The sequence below is a fragment of the Actinoplanes sp. NPDC049598 genome, from assembly GCF_040675435.1.
GTDB lineage: Bacteria > Actinomycetota > Actinomycetes > Mycobacteriales > Micromonosporaceae > Actinoplanes.
The window spans coordinates 163,144-179,226 of record NZ_JBFAOX010000019.1; the positions used below are offsets into that span (position 1 = coordinate 163,144).

Annotated in this window: 15 protein-coding genes; 5 read left to right on the forward strand and 10 right to left on the reverse strand. The window is 71.7% G+C overall.

Translation table 11 applies throughout. The features are described 5' to 3' along the window. Nucleotides 1–36: 36 nt before the first annotated feature. On the reverse strand, nucleotides 37–1,527 hold the full coding sequence (locus AB0J66_RS35090; RefSeq protein WP_364670146.1) for a beta-N-acetylhexosaminidase: 1,491 nt from the start codon (nucleotides 1,525–1,527) through the stop codon (nucleotides 37–39). A 67-nt stretch (nucleotides 1,528–1,594) separates the two neighbouring features. Then, nucleotides 1,595–1,807: a bleomycin resistance protein gene (locus AB0J66_RS35095; protein WP_364670149.1), complete on the reverse strand. Its 213-nt coding sequence runs from the start codon at nucleotides 1,805–1,807 to the stop codon at nucleotides 1,595–1,597. A 121-nt stretch (nucleotides 1,808–1,928) separates the two neighbouring features. Between AB0J66_RS35095 and AB0J66_RS35100 the strand changes: the two genes are divergently transcribed. Further along, on the forward strand, nucleotides 1,929–3,371 hold the full coding sequence (locus tag AB0J66_RS35100; RefSeq protein ID WP_364670152.1) for an MFS transporter: 1,443 nt from the start codon (nucleotides 1,929–1,931) through the stop codon (nucleotides 3,369–3,371). Here the strand turns inward: AB0J66_RS35100 and AB0J66_RS35105 are convergent. From AB0J66_RS35105 to AB0J66_RS35125, 5 genes are all read right to left on the reverse strand, one after another. Beyond that, a complete protein-coding gene (locus AB0J66_RS35105; RefSeq protein WP_364670154.1) occupies nucleotides 3,357–5,081 on the reverse strand; it encodes an FAD-dependent monooxygenase in 1,725 nt (574 codons plus the stop codon). The two genes, AB0J66_RS35100 and AB0J66_RS35105, sit on opposite strands and share 15 nt — an antisense overlap. Continuing rightward, nucleotides 5,068–6,939 carry a maleylacetate reductase and hydroxyquinol 1,2-dioxygenase domain-containing protein gene (locus AB0J66_RS35110; RefSeq protein WP_364670157.1) on the reverse strand — a complete coding sequence of 624 codons (1,872 nt, stop codon included), beginning with the start codon at nucleotides 6,937–6,939 and terminating at the stop codon, nucleotides 5,068–5,070. The genes AB0J66_RS35105 and AB0J66_RS35110 overlap by 14 nt, the downstream gene beginning before the upstream one ends. 66 nt (nucleotides 6,940–7,005) lie before the next feature. Then, complete coding sequence (locus AB0J66_RS35115) at nucleotides 7,006–7,884, reverse strand: AraC family transcriptional regulator (protein ID WP_364670160.1); 879 nt, start codon at nucleotides 7,882–7,884, stop codon at nucleotides 7,006–7,008. Nucleotides 7,885–7,952: 68 nt separating this feature from the next. Next, nucleotides 7,953–8,906 (reverse strand): D-2-hydroxyacid dehydrogenase family protein, encoded by a 954-nt coding sequence (locus AB0J66_RS35120; RefSeq protein WP_364670163.1) that lies wholly within the window; start codon nucleotides 8,904–8,906, stop codon nucleotides 7,953–7,955. A 142-nt stretch (nucleotides 8,907–9,048) separates the two neighbouring features. Beyond that, nucleotides 9,049–10,458, reverse strand: a complete 1,410-nt coding sequence (locus AB0J66_RS35125; protein WP_364670166.1) for an MFS transporter — start codon at nucleotides 10,456–10,458, stop codon at nucleotides 9,049–9,051. Between the two features lie 45 nt (nucleotides 10,459–10,503). On the opposite strand from AB0J66_RS35125, the gene AB0J66_RS35130 reads away from it, so the two are divergent. Continuing rightward, nucleotides 10,504–11,169, forward strand: a complete 666-nt coding sequence (locus AB0J66_RS35130) for a TetR/AcrR family transcriptional regulator (RefSeq protein ID WP_364670169.1) — start codon at nucleotides 10,504–10,506, stop codon at nucleotides 11,167–11,169. Here the strand turns inward: AB0J66_RS35130 and AB0J66_RS35135 are convergent. Next, the gene (locus tag AB0J66_RS35135; protein WP_364670172.1) at nucleotides 11,104–11,961 is read right to left on the reverse strand and encodes a LysR family transcriptional regulator; all 858 of its coding nucleotides are present in this window, start codon (nucleotides 11,959–11,961) and stop codon (nucleotides 11,104–11,106) included. The genes AB0J66_RS35130 and AB0J66_RS35135 overlap by 66 nt on opposite strands. A 56-nt stretch (nucleotides 11,962–12,017) precedes the next feature. On the opposite strand from AB0J66_RS35135, the gene AB0J66_RS35140 reads away from it, so the two are divergent. Genes AB0J66_RS35140 through AB0J66_RS35150 form a run of 3 tightly spaced genes read left to right on the forward strand, consistent with a single transcriptional unit; the run spans nucleotide 12,018 to nucleotide 14,820 of the window. Further along, the gene (locus tag AB0J66_RS35140) at nucleotides 12,018–12,869 is read left to right on the forward strand and encodes an EamA family transporter (RefSeq protein WP_364670174.1); all 852 of its coding nucleotides are present in this window, start codon (nucleotides 12,018–12,020) and stop codon (nucleotides 12,867–12,869) included. A gap of 26 nt (nucleotides 12,870–12,895) precedes the next feature. Next, a complete protein-coding gene (locus AB0J66_RS35145; protein WP_364670176.1) occupies nucleotides 12,896–13,897 on the forward strand; it encodes a redoxin domain-containing protein in 1,002 nt (333 codons plus the stop codon). 11 nt (nucleotides 13,898–13,908) lie between these two features. Beyond that, complete coding sequence (locus AB0J66_RS35150) at nucleotides 13,909–14,820, forward strand: hypothetical protein (protein ID WP_364670178.1); 912 nt, start codon at nucleotides 13,909–13,911, stop codon at nucleotides 14,818–14,820. Here the strand turns inward: AB0J66_RS35150 and AB0J66_RS35155 are convergent. After that, on the reverse strand, nucleotides 14,795–15,472 hold the full coding sequence (locus AB0J66_RS35155) for a uridylate kinase (RefSeq protein ID WP_364670180.1): 678 nt from the start codon (nucleotides 15,470–15,472) through the stop codon (nucleotides 14,795–14,797). The genes AB0J66_RS35150 and AB0J66_RS35155 overlap by 26 nt on opposite strands. Then, nucleotides 15,469–16,026: an AAA family ATPase gene (locus AB0J66_RS35160; protein WP_364670183.1), complete on the reverse strand. Its 558-nt coding sequence runs from the start codon at nucleotides 16,024–16,026 to the stop codon at nucleotides 15,469–15,471. Before AB0J66_RS35160 ends, AB0J66_RS35155 begins: the two co-directional genes overlap by 4 nt. Between the last annotated feature and the right edge of the window lie 57 nt (nucleotides 16,027–16,083).

Here is a 16,083-nt window from a genome sequence, read left to right on the forward strand (position 1 = left end):
CGCACATAGCCATCCGATCACGTATGGGCGCCACCCCTACCCGATCTGAGGCGACCGATAGAAATTGACGCCCTGATATGTCCAGCGCGGATAGTAGGCGCGGGTCCGCTCGCGGAACGACTCCCAGTCCTTGGTCGCCGACCAGCCGATCTCGGCGATGGCGGCCAGCCGCGGGAACGCCATGAACTCGATGTCGTCGAGGCTGCGCAGCGTCTCCGACCAGAGCGGCGCCTCCACCCCCAGAATGTACTGCTCGGGCGTGTAGGAGGCCGGTTCCCAGCCGTACGCGGTCTGGACCTCGATGAATCCGGCCCAGCTCAAGCCGAGCGGGGTCGAGGGGTCGTATTTCATGTCGAGATAGGCGCGGTTGGCCGGCGACAGGATCACCTTCGACGCGTTCACCGGCGTGAAGGACGGCTCCAGGTTCCAATATTGAAGGACGGCGTCCTTGGCCGCCGGTGCCTGGTCGATCTCGTTCCAGCCGTACGCGGTCTTGCCGTACTTCGCCACCAGCGGGAGCACCCGCTGCTGGAACGCGATGTAGTCGGCCGGTGCGGTCGCGTGCGCCTCGTCGCCGCCGATGTGCAGGTACGGGCCGGGGGTCAGCGCGGCCAGTTCGCGGATCACGTCCTCGACGAACCGGTACGTGACCTCCTTGCCGATGCAGAGTGAGCTGTAACCGACCTCGGTGTCGGTGCGTGGCGGCGGCGCGACCCCGTCGCAGGTCAGCTCCGGGTACGCCACCTGGGCCGCGTTGACGTGCCCCGGCATGTCGATCTCGGGCACGATCGTCACGTACCGCTCGGCCGCGTAGCGGACCAGATCGCGGTAGTCGGCCTTGGTCAGGAATCCGCCGCCGACCCCGTCCACGCCGGTCCCCGGCGCGCCGCCGACCGTGGTCAGCCGCGGCCACGAGTCGATCTGGACGCGCCAGCCCTGGTCGTCCGAGAGATGAAGGTGCAGGTAGTTCACCTTGAAGCGGCTGATCTCGTCGATGTAGCGCTTGACCTCGGCCGGGGTGTGGAAGTGGCGGGCCAGGTCGAGGTGGGCGCCGCGGTAGGCGAAGCGCGGCTGGTCGACGATCTCGCCGCCGGCCACGGTCCACTTGGCCTTCTGTGGTGCCGGGGCGTCGATCGCCGGTGGCAGCAGCTGGCGCAGCGTCTGCACGCCGGCGAAGAGGCCGGCGTTGCTGCCGGCGCTGATCGTGACCTGATCTTTCCTGGACGCCAGTTGATAGCCCGCCCGGCTCTGGTAGCGCAGAACGATCTTGTTCGAGGCCGCTTTGCGCACTACGGGCAGCCGGTAACCGGTGGCGGGTCGCAGCGCCTCGGCCAGCCGATCCGCGACATTCCGGGCACCGGCCGGCGCCTCGATGACGGTCCGGTCGGTGAGCCGGAACGCCGGCCCGCGCTGATGAACCTCGGACGGCGCCGGCACCACGCTGTCCAGGTCGAGGGCACGTTCCCACGGAGGCGCAGGGGTCAGCGGCAGGGCGAGCGCGAGCAGGGCAGCGGCAACGATGCGCATGGCCCGACGATAGATGTACGTTCGTCGATCTGTGAAGAGTCTTTCCCAAGCCGGTGCGAACAAGGCGTCATGTCGGGATGACGATGTTCTTGACGTCGGCCATGTAGCGGTTGCCGGCGGCGACGGCCTCGTCCGGGGTGCTGCCGTTCTGGCGGGCGTTCAGGTACGCCGCGTACCAGTCCCACCAGTTGTGCGGCGGGGCCACGGCCTCGAAGTCGCCGTGGTGCTCGGCCGTCTCGTGCAGAAGATCGGCGAGCCGGGCCACGTCACTGTCACTCATCGGGTTCCTCCCTTTCTCGTACGGCCAGCATGCCGTGCCCGGCCCCGGGCCGAACCCGTGGACACCCCTGGTCCGTACGCGGGAGGTCTAAAGCGGGCCGCCGATGGGTAGCCCGCCGATCATGTCCTCCGGAACCATTCGCACCGATGTCCCGGCCCGGCTCGACCGGCTGCCCTGGGCACGATGGCACTGGATGATCGTCATCGGGCTCGGCACCGTCTGGGTGCTCGACGGCCTCGAGGTGACGATCGTCGGCAACCTGTCGGGACGCCTGGCCGAGCCGGGCAGTGGCCTCGACATCACACAGAGTCAGGTCACCGGCCTCGGCGCGGCGATCTACGTGCTCGGCGCCTGTTTCGGCGCCCTCTTCTTCGGGTGGCTGACCGACCGGTTCGGCCGCAAGAAGCTGTTCATGGTCACCCTGGCCGTCTACCTGTTCGGCACGGCGATGACCGCGCTCTCCTTCGACGTGTGGTGGTTCTTCCTGTTCCGGTTCATCACCGGCGCGGGCATCGGCGGGGAGTACGCGGCGATCAACTCGGCCATCGACGAGCTCATCCCGGCCAAGTTCCGCGGCCGGATCGACCTGGTCATCAACGGCACCTATTGGGCCGGGGCGGCGGTCGGGGCCCTGCTCACCGTGCCGATTCTCACCCAGTTGCCGGTCAGCTGGGGCTGGCGGGTCGCGTTCGGGCTCGGCGTCGTCCTCGGCCTGGTCGTGCTGCTCGTCCGCCGGCACGTGCCGGAGAGCCCGCGGTGGATGTTCATCCACGGGCGCGGCGAGGAGGCCGAGGCCTTGGTGGCCGACGTCGAGAAGACCGTCGAGCGCGAGGACGACGTCAAGCTGGAGCCGGTGGACCGCAGCATCGAGATCCACACCCGCAAGACCATCGGGTTCGGGACGATCGCCAAGACTTTGATCACCCAGTATCCGAAGCGGGCCGGGCTGGGGCTCGCCCTCTTCATCGGCCAGGCGTTCCTCTACAACGCCATCACCTTCGGGTACGCGCAGATCCTGCAGACCTTCTTCGACGTGCCGTCGGGCAGCACCGGGTACTACTTCGCCGTCATCGCCGTCGGCAACCTGCTCGGCCCCCTGCTGCTGGCCCCGCTCTTCGATTCGGTCGGCCGCAAAATCATGATTACCGGGACGTACGTTCTGTCGGGCGTCCTTCTGCTCGTCACGGCCTGGCTGTTCAGCGCGGGCGTGCTCAACGCCGTGACCATGACCGCCTGCTGGTGCGTCGTGCTCTTCTTCGCCTCGGCCGGCGCCTCCTCGGCGTACCTCACCGTCAGTGAGATCTTCCCGATGGAGACGCGGGCCCTGGCCATCGCGTTCTTCTACGCCATCGGCACCGCGGCCGGCGGCATCACCGGCCCGCTGCTCTTCGCCGACCTGGTCGGCACCGGCCAGGTCGGCGACACGGTCGTCGCCTTCGTCATCGGCGCCGCCGTGATGATCGTCGGCGGCGTGGTCGAGGCCTTCCTGGGCGTCAAGGCCGAGCGCCGCAGCCTGGAGGACATCGCCACGCCGTTGACCGCGGCCGGCTCAGGCTCGTCCTAGCACCCCGTCGAGGGCCTGGCGGAGCGTTCCCGCCGGGTCCTCGACCAGGCTTTCGCTGCGGAAGCAGACGTGGTTGTCGGGGCGCAGCAGCACACAGCCGCTGTCGGCGATCTCGCGCAGGCGGGCCCAGTCGCCGTACAGGTCCTCGTAGTCCGCGCCGGGGCCGATGACGACCGCCTTGACGCCGTGGGCGCGGGCCGCGGCGGCCCAGGGCTCGCCGCCGAGGCCGGTCAGCAGGGTGAACTGGCCGTTCCCGCCGAGGTCGAGGGTGGAGACGCGCTGATCGCCGCGGGTGACCCACGCGTGCGGGACCTTCGCGCCGGGCCACGTCGTCGCGTGGTGGTGGAGCTCGTCGTCCCGCGGGTTCACCGGCGGGGGCGTGCCGTCGGCCAGGATGGCCTCCGAGGCGTACCGCTGGTTGAGCTCGACGCCGTGGGTGTTGAACTCGTAGTCCTTGAACTCGATGGCCTCACGCAGGGCGCGGCGCTGCTTCTCGGCCTCCGGCGTGGGAAGCTTGCGGGCCTCCATGTTCGCGCGCAGCTGCGCCGGGTCGTCGGTGGAGAGCAGGCCGAGCGCCTCGAAGATGCGGCCCGTCTCGCCGATGCTGCGGTTGGCCCGGTCGACGATCTGCTTTCCGATCGGGGCCCGCTCGGCCGAATACGTGTCGAGCAGCGACGGGCCGGCGGTGCCGTCCAGGACCAACTTCACCTTCCAAGCGAGGTTGTACGCGTCCTGGATCGACGTGTTGGAGCCGAGCCCGTTCGACGGCGGGTGCCGGTGCACGGCGTCACCCATGCAGAAGACCCGGCCGTTGTGGTACGTCTCCGCGTACAGATGATTGACGGTCCAGGCCGAGGACGACTTGATGGTGACGGGCACGCTGTCGTCGCCGATGAGGTGATGGGCGATGCGGCGGGCGTACTCCTCGGTCAGGTCCGGGGGTTCGCCGTTGATGTCGTAGCCCCACACGATGAGCCATTCGTGCCAGGGGCGCACGCAGCGGACCAGTCCCATGCCGATGCCGCCGACGTCCGAGCCGGTCTGCAGCACCCAGTAGAGGGTGCTCGGCCGGTGTTGCGTCAGATGGGTCAGGTCGGCCTCGAAGACGATGTTGATGCTGCCCGCGACGCCCATCCGCCCGACCATCGGCAGCCCGATGTCGTCGGCCACCTTGCTGCGGCCACCGTCGGCGCCGATCAGATATTTCGCGCGGATCTGGTATTCGTCGCCACGCAGCCGGTCCCGCACGGTGGCGGTCACCCCGTCGGCGTCCTGCTCCAGCGAGAGGTATTCGGTGTGGAATCGGAACGCCGTCCCGCGCGCGATGGCATTGGAGGCCAGCACCGGCTCCATCAGATGCTGCGGCATGTCGCAAATGCTCGACGGCGAGGCCAGCGCGTGGTCGGCGAGCCGCGACGGATGGGTGTACCAGGTGCGCAGCCGGCCCAGCTCCTCGCCGGCCAGGCTGGTGCAGAACGTGGTGTCGCCCATCAGATGCTGCGGGGTGGCCTGCGCGATCACCTGATCCTCGATGCCGGCGTCGCGCAGCACCTCCATGGTCCGCTGGTTGGTGATGTGGGCCCGCGGAGTGTCGGAGAGGCGGCCATATTTGGTGACGACCACATTCGGTACGCCGTAGGTGCTCAGCAACAGTGCGGCGGCCCCGCCGGCCGGGCCGCTGCCGACGATGAGGACGTCAGTTTCCAGCATTGTCGGCTCCCAGCTTGAAGGTGAATTCGACTGTTCGCTCGCCGTTCTCGCCGGCGGGGAAATCGACGATCAGGTCGTCCTTGACCCCGAAAACCGCGTCGGAGTCGAGATAGGGGCCGCCGGCGACGAAGAGCTGGGTGATCAGCTTGCGGTAGCCGGGGGCGCTGATCATGAAGTGCAGGTGCGGGGCGCGGTACGGATGACGGCCGGTCGCCCGCAGCATCTTGCCGACCGGGCCGTCGTCCGGGATCGGGTACTCCGACGGCAGGATCGAGCGGAACCACAGCCGGCCGTCGTGGTCGCTGCGCAGGCGCGCCCGCAGCACGGGTCCCTCCAGGTCGGGCAGCTGCACGTCGTAGAAGCCGTCCTGGTTGGACTGCCAGACGTCGACCGTGGCGCCGGGGATCGGCCGCCCGTCCAGGTCGGTGATGGTCACGTCGGCCCGCAGCGGCACGCCGGGCAGGCCCTCGGCGAGGTCGGCGCCGTGCTCCTTGACCGGCGGCCCCTCGACGTAGAAGGGGCCGAGCACGGCCGACGGCGTCGTGTCGGGCGACCGCGAGTTGCTGAGCAGGTCGACCGCGCTGGAGATGCCGAGCGTGTCGCTGAGCAGCACGAACTCCTGCCGCGTGGGCGAGCAGATCTGCCCGGCCTCGGTGAGGAAGTCGATCGCGGCCATCCACTCGGCCTCGGTGACGTCGTTGTCGGCCACGAAGCCGTGCAGCCGCGTGACCAGGTCACCGAGCAGGGCGGCGAGCCGCTTGTCGGGCGCTCCGGCCAAGCTCGCCACCACCTCGGCCGTCAGCCCCGCCAGCCGGTCCGCGGTGCTGCCGGCCGGCCGGGCGCCGCGCCAGGCTTCGGCCAGCAGCGTGGCGACGCCGTCCTTCGTCACCGTCCGTGGGTTCGGATAGGGCTGGGCGGTGGCCTTCGCGGCCGCATCGGCCAGATCCTTGTCGGACAGGCCCAGCGCGGCCAGCGAGGTCGGCGCGCCCAGCCGCGCGGCCAGGTCGAAGACGCCGGCCGGCGCATCGGCCACCCCGAGCGCCGCGGCGATCCGGCTCATCGCCTCCGGAGCGGCCGGCGCGTTGTAGGCCATCGCGTGCGGCAGCACGACCGCGTGCGTCTCGGAGTGCGGCAGCCCGTACGAGCCGCCCAGCACATGACACAGCTTGTGATGCAGACCCATCCCGACCGTGCCCAGGCAGACCCCGGCCAGCCACGCCCCGACCAGCGCGTCCGCGCGCGCGTCGAGGTCGTCCGGCCGCTCGGCGATGCGGGGAAGCGCCCGCGCGAGCCGGGTGATCGCCTCCGTCGCGAAGCCGTCCACCATCGGGTTGGCCTGCGGCGAGTACAGCGCTTCGACCGCGTGTGCCAGGGCGTTGAGCCCACTGGTCACCGACAGCCCGACCGGCAGCGACCGGGTCAGCTCCACGTCGTAGATGACGCTCCTGGGCACCAGCGCCGGATCGCTGCGCGTGGTCTTGACCCCGCCCTCGGTCTCCCCGAGCACCGGCGTCATCTCCGACCCCGCGTACGTCGTGGGAACCGCGATCAGCGGCAGCCCGGTCCGGGCCACGAGCGCCTTGCCCAGCCCGGTGCTCGACCCGCCCCCCAGCGCGACCAGGCAGTCGGCCTCGCTCTCCCGCGCCACGGCCAGCGCCCGCTCGGTGACCTCGACCGGCGTGTGCATGGCGGCACCGTCGAAGCGGGCCACGGCCTCGATGCCGGCGGCCCGCCCGGACGTCGAGAGCACCAGCACCCGTGCTGCCCCGAGCCGCGCCACCTCGTCCGGCAGCCGCCCGAGCACCCCCGCCCCGAAGATCACCCGCGAGGCGTGCCCGTTGTATTCGAAGGACTCCACCGCCCCAGTGTCAGCCCGCCGAGATCGCCCGATCCTGCACAATCCCGCTGCACATTCCGGCCCTGCTCAGGCGTGGCGCATCGCCGCCGGGGTGGTGTCCAGATGCGCACGCATGACCCGGGTCAGGTGCTCTTGATGCGAGAAACCGCAGCGCTGGGCCACCTCGGCGATCGGCATCGGCGTCCGGCGCAGCAGCTGGCAGGCGGCGTCGACCCGGTGCTGGATCAGATATTGGTGCGGCGGCAGCCCCATCCGCGCCTTGAACTGCCGCGCGAACTGGCTCACGCTCAGCCCCGCGGCCGCCGCCATCTCGGCCAGCGGCAACGGCTCGCCCAGCCGTTCCTCGATCAGCCCGCGCACGGCGGTCACCTGCCGATCCGACAACCCCGCGCGGGCCGGGCGCGGCGTCTCGGTCACACGCTTCGGCCGTACGCTGTGCAGCCGCGCCAGCTGCGCCGCCAGCGCATGCCCGAGATGGTCGACATAGGTCCGCGCCGACGGTTCCCAGCAGCGCAGCACCCCGTCGAGGGTGAGCATCAGATGCTCCACCAGCGGGTCGAGGCTGCCCAGCTCCTCGGCCAGCTCCACCGGCGCCCCGCCGTGCGCCGCCCGCAGCATCTCGTCGGTCAGATAGGCGTGCACGGTGTCGAGCTGCCCGCCCAGCTCCACGGTGAGCTCCTTGCCGGCCGGATGCACGAACAGCCCACCCGGCGGCACCGTCCGTTCCCGCGCCAGCCCGAGATGCCCCCGCCGCACGACCACCGGCCCGTTCAGATGCAGGATGACCAGGTGGCTCCGAGCTCCGCCGAACGACGCCTGATAGGGCTGCTCCCGCTGCGTGGACACATAAAGCTGCTCCCACCCGAGCCCCCGGCTGGTGCGCTCCGGCCGGACCCACGCCTGGCGAAGAATCCCATTAGTGTCGGCCACCGTCATCTCCGCCATGGCCACGTCATAGCCCCTCACCCATGATCAAATCAAGGCGCCCCCAGGTCCGGACGGCGTCGCGGTAGTTACGTCAGCAGGCGGATCGGCTGGCCGGAGCGCCAGGCGGTGATGTCCTCGACGACCTGTTCGTACATGGTTCGCAGGGCGGTCTCGGTGACGTAGCCGAGGTGGGGGAGCAGGACGGTGTTCGGGGCGCCGCGGAGCGGGTTGCCCAGCGGCAGCGGCTCCTCGTCGTAGACGTCCAGCCCGGCGCCGGCGATGGTGCGGGCGGTCAGGGCGGCGACCAGGGCGCCCTGGTCGACGATCGGGCCGCGGGAGGTGTTGATCAGGACCGAGGTGGGCTTCATGGCGGCCAGCTCGGCCGCCCCGACGAGGGCGGTCGTGCGGTCGCTGAGCTTGAGGTGGATGCTGAGCACGTCGCTGATGGCGAAGAGCTCCTCCTTGCTCACCTGGGTGACGCCGGCTTCCGCGGCGCGGGCCGGGGTCAGGTTCTGGCTCCAGGCGATCACCCGCATGTCGAAGGCCTGCCCGATCCGGGCGACCTGCGTGCCCAGCCGGCCCAGCCCGAGCAGGCCCAGGGTGCTGCCGGCCAGGTCGGTCCCGACCGTGGTCTGCCAGCGGCCGTCGCGCAGGGCACGGTCCTCGGCCACGACGTGCCGGCGGGTGGCCAGGATGAGGGCCCAGGTCAGCTCCGTGGTGTTGGAGCTTTTCGCCGAGCCGGACATCTGGGTCCCGCTGACCGCGACGCCGTGCGCGGCCGCGGCGTCAAGATCGATGGCCGCGTTGGCCATGCCCGTGGTGACCAGCAGCCGCAGATCCGGAAGCCGCTCGAACAGCGCGGCCGGGAACGCCGTCCGCTCGCGCATCGCCACCACGACGCCGGCGCCGGCCAGCGCGGCCACCAGCTCGTCCTGATCGCCGACATGCTCGTGCAGCACCTCGACCTCGGCCTCCAGCGTGTCGAAGGCCCCGTACTCCCGCGCCACCCGCTGATAGTCGTCCAACACGACAATCCTCATGGTCATCACCGTACGACGCCCACCGGCCGCCGTCGCCCGGCGCCAGCCGCGCGGTCAGGCCGGCCGGGAGGCCGGGCCGGCGGAGGTCGCGGCGAGGGCGCAGGTCATGGCGGGAGCGTGAGGTCAGGCCGGGGCGGCGGGGTCAGGGAGGGGTCTGGCCGGCGGGCTGGAGGTTGGCGGGGCGTTCGGTGGTGTGCGGGGCGCGGGGGAGGACGGTCAGGGCGATCAGGGCCGCCGCCAGCAGCAAGGCGGCGCCCAGGAGCATGCCGAGGGCGTAGCCGGCGGTTAGGGAGGACGCGGTGATGAAGGGGCCGGTGCGATGGGTGGCGGCGGTGCCGAGGGCGGCCAGGCCGAGGGAGGCGCCGATCTGGCGGGAGCTGCTGAGCAGGCCGGAGGCCATGCCGGCGTCGGCCGGGGCGACGGTGGCGGTGGCCAGGGAGACGATGGGGGCCAGGCAGAGGCCGAAGCCGACGCTGGCCACGAGGGACGGGCCGAGGATGTCGGTGGCGAAGGAGCCGTCGGGGCTGATCAGGCCGAACCAGGCGAAGCCGGCCGCGGTGAGCAAGGCGCCGGCCACCAGCAGCAGGCGCGGGGGGAAGCGGTAGCCGAGCTTGACCGCGAGCACCGAGCCGGCGATGACGCCGAGCGCGAACGGCAGGAACATCACCCCGGTCAGCGCCGGCCCGACGCCCAGCACGCCCTGCAGGTAGAGCGAGGCGAAGTAGAAGGCCGCGGCCATGGCCGCCCCGACCAGCAGGTTGTAGGCGTTGGCCCCGGCCACCGAGCGGTTGGCGAACAACCCGAGCCGGACCAGCGGGTCGCGGCGGGTGCGGTGCTCGACCAGGATGAAGGCGGCCAGCAGCACCACGGCCGGGCCGGCCCACAGCCACGACTGCCGGACGATGGCGAAGACCAGCACGCTCATGCCGGCCGTGGCCAGCACCGCGCCGGCCACGTCGGGCCGGCCGCCGGGCGCGATCGGGCGGTCGCGGTCGACCCGCGCCACCAGCGCGACCGCGACCAGCGCCATCGGGACGCTGACGAACATGACCCAGCGCCAGCCGGCCCACTGGGTGAGGACGCCGCCGATCAGCACGCCCAAAGCGCCGCCGGCCGCGTTGGTCGCGGCCCAGACGCCGAAGGCCCGCACGCGGGGCTTGCCGGTGGGGAAGGCGGCGGTCAGCAGGGCGAGGGCGGCCGGCGCCAGGGCGGCCGCGCCGATGCCCTGGGCATAGCGGGCGGCCACCAGCTGGCCGGGCGTCTGGGCGAAGCCGCCGGCCAGAGAGGCCACGGCGAACACGGCCAGGCCGATCAACAGGACCCGGCGGCGGCCGAAGCGGTCGGCCGCCTTCCCGCCGAGCAGGAGCAACCCGCCGAAGGCGAGCGCGTAGGCGTGGATGACCCACGTCAGGCCGGTGGCGCTGAAGCCCAGACCAGCGGCGATGGAGGGAAGTCCGACATTAACGACCGAGAGGTCGAGCGACACCATGAACTGCACCATGGCGACGGCCGAGAGCGTCAGGGCAGGAAGGGTGAGCGACTTTCGGAACATGTTCCTAAACTAGCGACCAAGAAAATAACAAGCAAGATGGAGAACGTGCCAAGAACCGGACGCCCGCCCGTCACCTCCCAGGCCCAGATCGTCGACACCGCCCGCCGCCTGATCGACGACGACGGCTGGGAGAAGCTGACGATCCGCCGGCTGGCCGGCGAGCTCGGCATCGGCGCGACCACGCTCTACCACCACGTACGGCACAAGGACGACCTTCTGCTGCTGCTCCTGAACGAGTACGCCGAGCGGGCCGCCCCGCCCGAGCTGCCCGACGACCCGAAAGAGCGGATCATCGCCGCCGCCCACGCCATGCACGCGGGCCTGGCCGCCTGGCCCTGGGCGGCCGAGGTGCTCTCCGTCGACGGCTTCGTCGGCCTCCTGAGCGATCCCGCCCTGCGCCTGGTCGAGGCGGTCCTGGACGGCGCCGTCGCCTGTGGAGCCACCCGTGACCAGGCCGTCGACGTCTTCCGCAGCATCTGGTACTACACCGTCGGCGAGGTCACGGTCCGCGCCCGGTCGACCCGCCGGACCGTCGGCGGGTGGGAGATCACGTTCACCAACTTCGACTCGAGCCGGGTTCCCACCCTGGCCGCCATCGGGGAGCGCTGGCCCGAGCTGGCCGCCCGCGACATCTACTCCCGCGGCCTACGCGCGCTGGTCGACGGGCTGGTAGGCGGCGCGGGCGAGCGCGATCAGCTCGGCCAGCCCTGACGGCGGGTCGTTCCGCCACCACGCCAGCCGCACCTCGATGCGCGGCGCGTCCCGGACGGGCCGGTAGGCGACACCCGGCCGGGGGTTCTGGTTGGCCGTCGCCTCCGACGTCACCCCGACCGCCTGCCCGGCCGCGATCAGCGTGAGCCACTCGTCCACGCCGTGCGTCTCCCGCGTCGAGGCCGGGGCCGCGCCCGGTGGCCAGAGCGACGCCGTCGTCGTGCCGGTCCGGCTGTCCAGGGCCAGCGTGTAGCGGGTGAGATCGCTCAGCCGGACGGCCCGCCGGCGAGCGAGCGCGCTGTCGGTCGCCACGGCCGCGTAGCGCGCCTCCGTCCCGATCAGCGCCGTCTCGAAGCGCGGATCCTTGAGCGGCCGCCGCAGCACCGCCACGTCGGCCAGGCCCTCGGCGAGCCCACTGGAGGCCGTCCCGGACTGTACGAACACCAGCGGCGCGCCGGTACGCGGCCAGGCCTTCTGCAGGCGCCGGGTGTGCTTGCCGAGCGCGGCCCACGCGTACCCGACCCGCATCTCGGCCGCGGGCTCGGACGCGACGAGCCGGAGGTGGGCGGCCTCGGACAGCACCCGCCGGGCCACCGGCAGCACCCGGGCCCCGGTCGCGGTCAGCGCGACCTGCCGGGTGGTGCGCTGCAGCAGGCGGGCCCCGAGCGACGACTCCAGCCCGGCGATGGCCCGCGAGACGGCGGCCTGCGACATCCCCAGCGTGGCGGCCGCCTCGGTGAAGGTGCCGGCGTCGGCCACCGCCACCAATGCTTCGAGCTGCCGCAGATTCATGCGTCGAGCGTATAGAACATTTCCCTTCGGCCCGCGCGGAGCGAACGCTGACCGACATGAAGGCCGGATCCACCGCGGGCATCGCCACCATGCTCACCAGCGCCGCCAGCAACCAGGCGGGCGCCGCCCTCGGCGCCCACGCGTTCCCGTCGATCGGCCCGGCCGGCGTGGTCGCGGTCCGCCAGGTGGTCGCGGCGGCCGTGCTTCTGCCCCTGGCCCGCCCGGACCTCCGCCGCTACACCTGGGCTCAGTGGTGGCCGATCCTGGTGCTGGGCCTCATCTTCGCGACCATGAACCTCAGCCTCTACGCCGCGATCGACCGGATCGGCCTGGCCCTCGCGGTGACCCTGGAGTTCCTCGGCCCGCTGGCGATCGCCGTCACCGGTTCACGTCTGTGCGCCGCGCTGGCCGGGGCCGGCGTCTACATTCTCGTTCTGCCGGGTCCCTCCAGCGACTTCCTCGGGGTCGGGCTGGGCCTGCTCGCGGCCGGCTGCTGGGCCGCGTACATCCTCCTCAATCGACTCGCCGGAAGGCGCCTGACGGGCCTGCAGGCCCCGGCGGTCGCGTCCCTGGTCGCGGCCGTGACCTACCTCCCGGTCCTGCTGACAATCAACTTCCAGGGCGTGGGGTACGCGGTGACAGCCGGCCTGTTGAGCTCGGTCGTGCCCTACGCGGCCGACCTGATCGTGCTCCGCTTCGTGCCGGCGCGCGTCTTCGGCGTCTTCATGAGCGTGCACCCGGTGATGGCCGCGCTGGCCGGCCTCGTCCTGCTCGGGCAGGCCCTGGCCGCGCATCAATGGTCCGGGATCGGGCTCGTGGTGGCCGCAAACGCGCTCGCGCTGTGGCGACCCGTACCCGGACCAGGGCAACTCCCGGGTGCGCCCCGGGGTAGTACGGCGTCATCGTGAGAGCACCACGAGACAGGGGAGTAGTCATGACGCCACACTGGCCGGCCGGCCTGCACTCGGCGAACCGTCATCTGCCGGTGGAGGGCCGGCTGCCGCGGCTGGACGGCGCGACGGGCTGGCTCGGCACCGACCCGCTGACCCCGGAAGGCCTGCGCGGCAAGGTGGTGCTCGTCAACTTCTGGACCTTCACCTGCGTGAACTGGCTGCGCCAACTCCCGTACGTCCGGGCCTGGCACCGGAAATACGCCGATCAGGGTCTCGTCGTGCTCGGCGTGCACACGCCGGAGTTCCGTTTCGAGCACGACACCGAGGCCGTACGCCGGGAAGCGCGGGCCGATGACGTCGACTACCCGGTCGCTCTCGACAACGAGTACGGCGTGTGGCGCGCGTTCGGGAACCACTACTGGCCCGCGCTGTACCTGGCCGACACCGAGGGCGACATCCGGTACCACCACTTCGGCGAGGGCGAGTACGAGCGTACGGAGATGGCCCTCCAGCGGTTGCTGACCGAGGCCGGCGCCGACCCCGGGCGGGAACTGGTCACCGTCGAGCCGCGCCCGGCCGAGGAGGCGGCCGACTGGTCGACGCTGCTCTCGCCCGAGAACTACACCGGCTACGACCGCACGGAGCGCTTCGCCTCACCCGACGGCCTGATCCTCGGCAAGCCGCACCACTATGAGCTCCCGGACACGCTCGGGCTCAACGAGTGGTCCCTGGAGGGCGACTGGACGATGAACGAGCAGGCCACGGTCGCCGGCGCGGCGGGCGGCCGGATCCTCTACCGCTTCCACGCCCGCGACCTCAACATGGTCGCCGGCGCGGCCACGCCCGTACGCTTCCGGATCCTCGTCGACGGCGAGCCGCCGGCCGCCGCCGCGGGCCAGGACATCGACGCCGACGGCTACGGCACGCTCGGCGACCGCCGCCTGTACCAGCTGCTGCGCCAGCCCGACCCGATCACCGACCGCACCGCGGAAATCACGTTCCTCGATCCCGGCGCCGAAACATACAGCTTCACCTTCGGCTAGAGTGCGCGGTCATGTTCGGCTCTCAGGCGCTGGAGACGGCGATCGGGCTCGTCCTCGTGTTCTTCGTCCTGGCCTCGCTCGCGTCGGCCGTCGTGGAGGGCGTCTCCCGGCTGCTGCGCAAGCGGGCCAAGGACCTCGAGGAGACCATCGGGCAGATGCTCAGCGGCAGCACGACGTTCGACGCGGCCGCCCAGCACGCCCTCGACATGTTCCGCGGGACCGCGGTCTACCAGTCGGCCAACGTCGCCGCGGGCCGCGGGCGGCGCTGGTTCCGTACGGAACTCGGCCCGGCCTACCTGTCGGCCCGCTCGTTCGCCAACGCGGTCGACGAGATGACCGATCAGGAGCCGTTCAACGCCTGGCTGGGCGATCTCAAGGCCGGCGGCCGGGCGATGACCCTGGACGCCAAGGCCGCCGTCGAGAGCTGGTACGACGAGACGATGGGCCGGCTCAGCGGCGCGTACAAGCGCTGGGTGACCGCCGTGCTGTTCGTCGTCGGCCTCGGCATCGCGGTGGCCGGCAACGTGTCCGCCTTCCACACGGCCCAGACGCTGTGGCAGCAGCTGGCCGTCCGCGAGGCCGCCCTGAACGCGGCCGAGCAGGCCGCCGCCAAGGCCCCGTCGCCCGACGGCCTGGTCGGCGCGAACGTCAAGACGGTGCAGGACCTGTCCGGCATCGGCCTGCCGTTCGGCTGGGACCACGGCACCGACTGGAGCAGCCTCGCCTGGACCACCTCGCACGTCGCCGGCTGGCTGGTGACCGCCCTGCTGCTGATGCTGGGCGCCCCGTTCTGGTTCGACCTGCTCTCCCGCCTGGTCTCCCTGCGCGCCACCGGCGCCAAGCCCCCGGCGGCGGCCCAGGACCCGGCCGCCGCCACTACTCTGCGCACCGCCGTCATTACCGCGGCGGCCAGAGACGCGTGATCCGCGGCGCGTCGAAGTCACGGTTGTCGATGACGATGTCGGCCCGCTCGGCCGGGCCGATCTCGGCGAGGTAGAGCTGCTCGCCCGGGACGTAGTAGTCGCGGTAGCGCGCCTCCGCCGCCGCGGCCGACGCCATCCAGGCCAGATCGCGGATCGGCCCGCGCCGCATCACATCGGCCACCTCGATGTGCAGGTAGACGACCAGGTCCCAGTGCGGCGCCAGCGCCGGCTTCTGCAGGAAACCGCCGTCCGCGACGAGGATCGCGTCCGGCGCGGCCACGTGACGGCCGGAGTCGACGGGCGTACGGCCGCTGAAGTCCATGACCTCGCTGCGGTAGCGGCGATCCCCGCCCGGCCCGAGCGGCCCCAGGAGCTCGTCGCGGATCGCCTCCACGTCGAACATCTCGTGGTAATAGCTCTCCGGCGACCCGGCCGGATATCCCGTCCGAAGGTCGACGTGCCGCTTGAACCGGTCGATCGACACCCGCAGCACGGGCCGCGCCGTCCGCCCCCGCAGAACGCCGGCCAGCTCGTCGGCCAGGGTCGTCTTCCCGGCCGCCGAGTGCCCGTCGATCCCCACCCGCACCGGATGCTCCCGCCGCAGCCCGAGGATCCGATCGGCCAGTTCCCGCAGCATCCGCTGCCGGGTCATCGCTTCGCCGCGCAGCGGGGGCACTGGACCGGGCAGGGGGTCTGCGGGGTGGCGTGGGCGAGGCCGCTGCCGTGCAGGATCTCGGTGACCGTCTGCTCGAGGGTCGACGTCTCGGGGATGACCTGCTCGCCCGGGACGCCGAGGAGGTCGAGCGGGGAGTACCACTCGCGCATCCGGGCGGCGGTGACCGGGATCGGCTCCGGGCGCTGCTGGTGGCGCCGGACGGTCTCGTCGAAGGAGACGTCCAGCCAGTAGGCGCCGGCCGGGCCGTCGTAGGCGGCGATCAGTGAGCGCATCGGGCCGCCGTACTGCCCGGTGTGCAGGATGCCCTCGAGAACGACGTGGTAGCCGTGGCCGAGGGCCGCCTCGACCACGGAGACGAGGAAGGACGGCGTGACGGCCGGGGTGTCGTCGCTGCCGTGCTCGCGGAGCAGGACGCGGCGGATGTAGTCCTGCTCGATCAGGGCGCACCCGCGGCCGTACCGCCGCCGCACCTCCCGGGCGACGGTGGTCTTCCCGGATCCGCTGGCGCCGCGGAGAACGACAAGGCTCACCCCACGGAGCGTACGGGTGCTGCTGGTCACACTGCGGAGGCACGCGGGCCCACCGTA